6 protein-coding genes are annotated in these 5,469 nt (G+C 67.3%); 3 read left to right on the top strand and 3 right to left on the bottom strand.

Annotated features, from left to right (window positions below):
- A partial coding sequence (locus ADBZ5N_RS17190) for a type 2 periplasmic-binding domain-containing protein (protein WP_526259517.1) occupies window positions 1–460 on the top strand: 460 nt, incomplete at its 5' end.
- 87 nt (window positions 461–547) lie between these two features.
- On the top strand, window positions 548–1,615 hold the full coding sequence (locus ADBZ5N_RS17185; protein ID WP_526259515.1) for a transporter substrate-binding domain-containing protein: 1,068 nt from the start codon (window positions 548–550) through the stop codon (window positions 1,613–1,615).
- Window positions 1,616–1,649: 34 nt separating this feature from the next.
- Here ADBZ5N_RS17185 and ADBZ5N_RS17180 read toward each other — a convergent pair whose 3' ends face one another.
- The 3 genes from ADBZ5N_RS17180 to ADBZ5N_RS17170 are packed head-to-tail and all read right to left on the bottom strand — an operon-like array spanning window position 1,650 to window position 4,476.
- Window positions 1,650–2,513 (bottom strand): aminoglycoside phosphotransferase family protein, encoded by an 864-nt coding sequence (locus tag ADBZ5N_RS17180; protein WP_526259519.1) that lies wholly within the window; start codon window positions 2,511–2,513, stop codon window positions 1,650–1,652.
- 32 nt (window positions 2,514–2,545) lie between these two features.
- The gene (locus ADBZ5N_RS17175; protein ID WP_526259513.1) at window positions 2,546–3,949 is read right to left on the bottom strand and encodes an MFS transporter; all 1,404 of its coding nucleotides are present in this window, start codon (window positions 3,947–3,949) and stop codon (window positions 2,546–2,548) included.
- A 2-nt stretch (window positions 3,950–3,951) separates the two neighbouring features.
- Window positions 3,952–4,476 (bottom strand): hypothetical protein, encoded by a 525-nt coding sequence (locus ADBZ5N_RS17170; protein ID WP_526259511.1) that lies wholly within the window; start codon window positions 4,474–4,476, stop codon window positions 3,952–3,954.
- A gap of 83 nt (window positions 4,477–4,559) precedes the next feature.
- On the opposite strand from ADBZ5N_RS17170, the gene ADBZ5N_RS17165 reads away from it, so the two are divergent.
- The coding region (locus ADBZ5N_RS17165; RefSeq protein WP_526259509.1) for an L-lactate dehydrogenase at window positions 4,560–5,469 on the top strand (910 nt) is incomplete at its 3' end.

Here is a 5,469-nt window from a genome sequence, read left to right as displayed (position 1 = left end):
GCTCTGGGCCTTCGTGAGCATCATCTTCGTCGCCTACTACACCGCAACCCTGACCGCCAACCTCACCGTGGAGAAGTTCGACTCCCAGATCGGCTCACCGACCGACCTCGTCGGGCGCAGCGTCTGCACGATCGCCGACACCACCGGGTCGGACTATCTCACCGAGTTGGGGGTCGGCTTCACCGGAGCGCCCAGGCTGGAGGACTGCTACGCCGGACTGAAGAAGGGCGAGTATGAGGCGGTGGTCACTGACGCACCCCTGCTCCAATACTACGTCGCCCACGGCGGCGCCGGGGTGGCCGAGATCGCCAGCCCGATCTTCCAGTTCGAGGATTACGGCATCGCCTTCCCCCTCGGCAGTGACCTGCGTAAGCAGATCGACGACGCGCTGCTGTCGATCCGCGAGAACGGCGACTACGAACTCATCAAGCGCAAGTGGCTGGGCGCGGGCGAACCATAGGGGACTGACATCGGGCGACGAAACATCCGACGAGATACGAAGACCGGGAGTCTGAGCGCACGGCTGCGTGCCATTCTCGGAGTAGCCGTGCTGGTCGGTCTGATCGGCGGGCTGCCCGGCCTGGCCGCCGCCGCCCCGGCGCCGCCGCGGGTGGTCACAGTCGCCACCTACGACATCGAACCGTTCGTCATGACCGAGGATGGCGTCAGGTCGGGGTTCACCATCGACCTGCTCGATGAGATCGCCAAGCGCACCGGGTGGACGCTCACCTACCTGGACAGCCAGAACGTCAAAGGCATCCTGGCCGATGTCACCGCCGGGCGCGCCGACGCCGCGGCCGCGGCGATCTCCATCACCTCCGACCGCGCCGAAGTGGTCGACTTCTCCCAGCCCATCCTCAACGCCGGCCTGCAGATCGTCGTACCCACCGGAGCCATCGAACGCTCCCAGCCCGGACTGTCGGACTTCCTCAAACTGCTGTTCTCCAAAACCATGGCGGTCTGGCTGCTGGCGGCCTTCGCCCTGACCGTCATTCCAGCGCATATCATCTGGCTGCTGGAACGCCGCCACGCCGACTCGATGGTCTCCAAGTCCTACTTCCCGGGCATCTTCCAGGCCTTCGCATGGGGACTGGGCATGCTGGCCGCCGCCCCCGACGACGCACCCCGTCACTGGCAGACCCGCGCGCTGGGCGTGCTCTGGGCCTTCGTGAGCATCATCTTCGTCGCCTACTACACCGCAACCCTGACCGCCAACCTCACCGTGGAGAAGTTCGACTCCCAGATCGGCTCACCGACCGACCTCGTCGGGCGCAGCGTCTGCGCGAAGGCCAACACCACCGCCGCCTCCTACCTCGATGAGATCGGGGTCAGCTTCACCGGTTCGACCCAGCTCGAAGAATGCTACGCCGGTCTAGCCAACGGCGGGTACGACGCGGTCGTGGCCGACGCCCCGGTGCTGCAGTACTACGTCGCCCACAACGGCGCCGGGGTGGCCGAGATCGCCAGCCCGATCTTCCATTTCGAGGATTACGGCATCGCCTTCCCCCTCGGCAGTGACCTGCGCAAGCAGGCCGACGACGCACTGCTGTCGATCCGCGAGAACGGCGACTACGACCTCATCAAGGCGAAGTGGTTGGGCATCGGCGAATCCTGAGGCGACAGAAGCCCGAGGACCGCTGCCGAGACGGTCAGTCCTGCACCGCCTTGGCCACGGCGATGCACTTGGTGAGCCACTCCGGATCGGCCTGCGTTCCCTCCTGCACGGCCCACATCGCGTTGTGCACCATCCGCACCACGACCCAGGCCCGCGCACGGTCGGCATCGAACCCGGCGGCCTCGACCAGCGTCCAGAACCGCCGCCGCACCCCGTCCCGCACCTCCGATGAGATCTCCTCCCACCGGTTCCACAGCATCGGCGCGAGCTCGTAGTGCGGGTCGCCGTTGACCGGTTTCGGGTCGATCGCCAGCCAGGGCTCGCGGCCGCCGGCCAGCACGTTGCCGTAGTGCAGGTCGGTGTGCAGAGCCCGGTCGGACACCGACCGGTCGCTAGTCAGCTGGTCGCCCAGCGCGCCGGCCTGCTCAACGAGCCGACGCGGAATCGGGGCACTACGGGGCAGATTCACCAGATCGGCGGTCCAGCGGTCGATGTAGAACGACAGAGGACGCAGCGACGGCAACGCCGGGACGTGCAGCCGCCGGTACAGTCCGGCGACGACCTCAGCGGCCTGCAGCTGGGGCAGCGTCGACAGATCGACGGGACGCAGCCGCTCGAGCAGCAGGGCACGCACCGGCGGGTCGGCGCTGAGCAGACGCACCGCACCACCGCCGGCCCAGCGCCGCAGCGCGAGGTGTTCGTGCTCGGACTCCTGATCCGGGAAACCGATCTTGAGCATCGCGGCCGTGCCGTCGGCGGTGCGCACCGGCACCACCAGCGAGCAGTGGCCGTTGCCGGGCGGGCCGTCGGGACGTAGCTGCCACTGCCGGGTCATCCGCTCAGTGATCGTCGGCAGCGAGCCCACCCAGTCCGCCCACCGCGGTCCGCGCTGGGCCATCGCGGCGATCTCGGCGGGAAAGCGAAACCCGTTCACCCTGCGCTGACGCGGCTGCGCAGCGCACGCGCGATGACGGCGGTGACCACGCCCAGCAGCAGCCCGACGATCACACAATTGCCGCCGAGGCCGAGGGTGAACGCACGCGGGTCGACCGCCTCGCCGAAATTGGCCGACGCGCCGCTGATCACCAGGTAGAGCACCGACACCGCGCTGCCGGTGAGCGCGATGCCCAGCGCGGTGCCCAGTTCGAAGGCCGTCTCAGAGATGCCGGTCGCCGCGCCGACCCGATCCGCGCTGGCGCTGGTCAGCACCAGGTCCGAGGACACGGTCACCACCGAGCCGAAGGAGAAGCCCATCAGCATCAGCGGAATCACCATGGCCGGGTAGGAGATCGGGATGGTCAGGCCGAGTCCGACCAGTCCCACCGCACCCACCGACAACCCGAGCAGCAGGATGCGGCGGTGCCCCCACCGCCCGATCAGCCGGGCGGTGAAGGTGGCGGTCACCAGGCTGACGAGGGACTCCGGCAGGGTCGCCAGCCCGGACTGCAGCGGCGAGAAATCACCGACCTGGCGCAGGAAAATCGGCAGGAAGAACAGCGCGCCGATGTTGGCGAACACAATGATGAGTTGAGCCACGATCGCCGCACTGAATCGCTTCTGGCTGAACAGCGACAGATCCAGTAGCGGTATCGCAAGCCGGCCCTGACGGCGCAGGAACACCCTAAGCAGCACGGCCCCGATGACCAGTGCGACGTAGGCCGGCCAGAAGTACAGTCCGGAGTGCGCCAGTTCGGTGATGCCGTAGACCACGCCCAGGATGCCTGCAGTCGAATACGCCACCGACAGCGGATCCACCGGGTGGCGAGTCCCGCTACGAGCCTCGGGCAACACCCAGGCCCCAACCCCGGCGATCAGCGCGACAACCGGAAGATTCACCAAAAGCACTGAGCCCCAGTAAAAATGCTCCAGAAGCACGCCGGCGACGGTGGGCCCCATCGCAGCGCCGGCCGCACCACTGGCGCTCCAGAGGCCCACTGCGCGCATACGCTGGGCGTCGTCGGTGAAGACGGTGCGCAACAGTGCGAGCGTGGAGGGCATCAGACCGGCCCCGGCCACACCCTGCAGCGCCCGGGCAGCGATCAGCAACTCAGCGGTGGGGGCCAGGGCCGCCGCCGCTGACGCCGCACCGAAGGCCAGGCTGGAGATCAGCAACAGCCGTTTGCGGCCAACCCGGTCACCGACGTTGCCCATGGTGATCAGCAGACCGGCAAGCACGAACGAATAGATGTCGCCGATCCAGAGCACCTGGTTGTAGTCGGGCCGCAGTTGTTCGGTGATCGCCGGCACCGCGACACTGACCACCGTCCCGTCGACGGCCACCATGAACACCGCCAGGCACAGCACAAAAAGCGCGGAGAGTTGACGGGTGGTCAACGTCAGCGCAGCGCGTTATCGAGCACCGACGCGGTGACGATGTAGGCGCCGTGGCTGCCGATGGCGCTGATTTGGGCGTCCAACGGCCACTGCCACGGCCAGGGGGTGCGGCCCAGTGTCGGGAACGCGACGGTGGTCATTGTCGCCAGCGCCCCACCGAAGATCATGCTGGCGTAGGGCTCACGAAGATTGTTGCGCAGCAACACATGCAGGATCCCGAACGCTGAACCGTAGCTCCAGCGCAAGGCAAGGGTGATGGCACCGGCTTGGCGGTTGCTCGGCTTGGGCAGATGCAGCAGCTTGGCCACGATCTGTCCGGGCACCACGCTGTCGTCGTAGTCGAGACCCTCGTCGGACCAGAGGCCTTCAACCGGGGTTCCGTCGGCGAGGGTCTTGACTCCGGTGTAGTGCCCGCGCCGCAGGGTGCGTTCGGCGTGGTACCAGACGGCCATCGCCGCGGTGCCGCTCGCGCCGGCCACCAGACCCCGTTTCCACCACAGAAGCCGCGGAAGCCGACGGATTCGCATGGCTGCCAAGACTAGACGATGCCGCCGAACCGGGGCAGTCGAATCACCGACCCCCCGAGCTAACACAGCTGCATAATTCGGACGTGTCCGAACAGCGCACCAGCAAGGTTTCCATCGTCGGAGTCGGCAGTGTCGGGACGGCTATCGCCTACGCCTGCCTGATCCGCGGATCAGCCGGTGCACTGGCCCTCTACGACATGAACGCCAAGAAGGTCCAGGCCGAGGTCCTCGACCTCAACCACGGCAGCCAGTTCGTGCCCAACTGTGTGGTGACCGGTTCGGACTCGATCGACGTGACCGGCGGCTCGTCGATCGTCGTGATCACCGCCGGGGCCAAGCAGAAACCCGGCCAGACCCGTCTTGAACTGGCGGCCACCAATGTGGCGATGGCCGCGACGCTGACCCCGCAACTACTCGAGCAGTCCCCCGATGCGGTCATCATCTTCGTCACCAACCCGGTGGACGTGGTCACCCTGGCGGGCGCGCGGTCCGTCGAGGTTGCCCCGGGGAGGATCTTCGGCTCCGGAACGGTGTTGGACTCCAGCCGTTTTCGCTATCTGATCGGCAAGCGTGCCGGGGTCGACGTGGGCAACGTGCACGGTTTCATCGTCGGCGAGCACGGCGACTCCGAGATTCCGCTGTGGTCCAGCGTCTCGATCGGCGGGGTGCCGGCGATGCAGTGGCGTTCCGGTGGCTCCCTGGTGTTCGACGACACCACCCGGGCGGAGATCGGCCACGGCGTGGTCAATGCGGCCTACGAGATCATCGAGGGCAAGGGCGCGACGAACCTGGCCATCGGGTTGTCCACCGCCCGGATCATCGAGGCGGTCCTAGGCGACCAGAACCGGGTGTTGCCGATCTCCACCGTCCAGACCGGTGCGTATGAACTCCACGACGTCGCACTGTCGTTGCCGACCCTGGTGTCGCGGTCGGGGGCCGGCCGGGTTCTGGAGGTGCCACTGTCGGTCAACGAACTGCTCGGCCTGCAGGCCT

Origin of the sequence: Mycobacterium sp. (genome assembly GCF_044370595.1) — a bacterium.
Lineage (GTDB): Bacteria > Actinomycetota > Actinomycetes > Mycobacteriales > Mycobacteriaceae > Mycobacterium.
This window is presented reverse-complemented; position numbering and strand designations above follow the sequence as displayed.

Coding starts and splice junctions, on each gene's coding strand:
- ADBZ5N_RS17180 (WP_526259519.1), bottom strand. CDS start 2,513: ATGGCCCAGCGCGGACCGCGGTGGGCGGACTGGGTGGGCTCGCTGCCG.
- ADBZ5N_RS17170 (WP_526259511.1), bottom strand. CDS start 4,476: ATGCGAATCCGTCGGCTTCCGCGGCTTCTGTGGTGGAAACGGGGTCTG.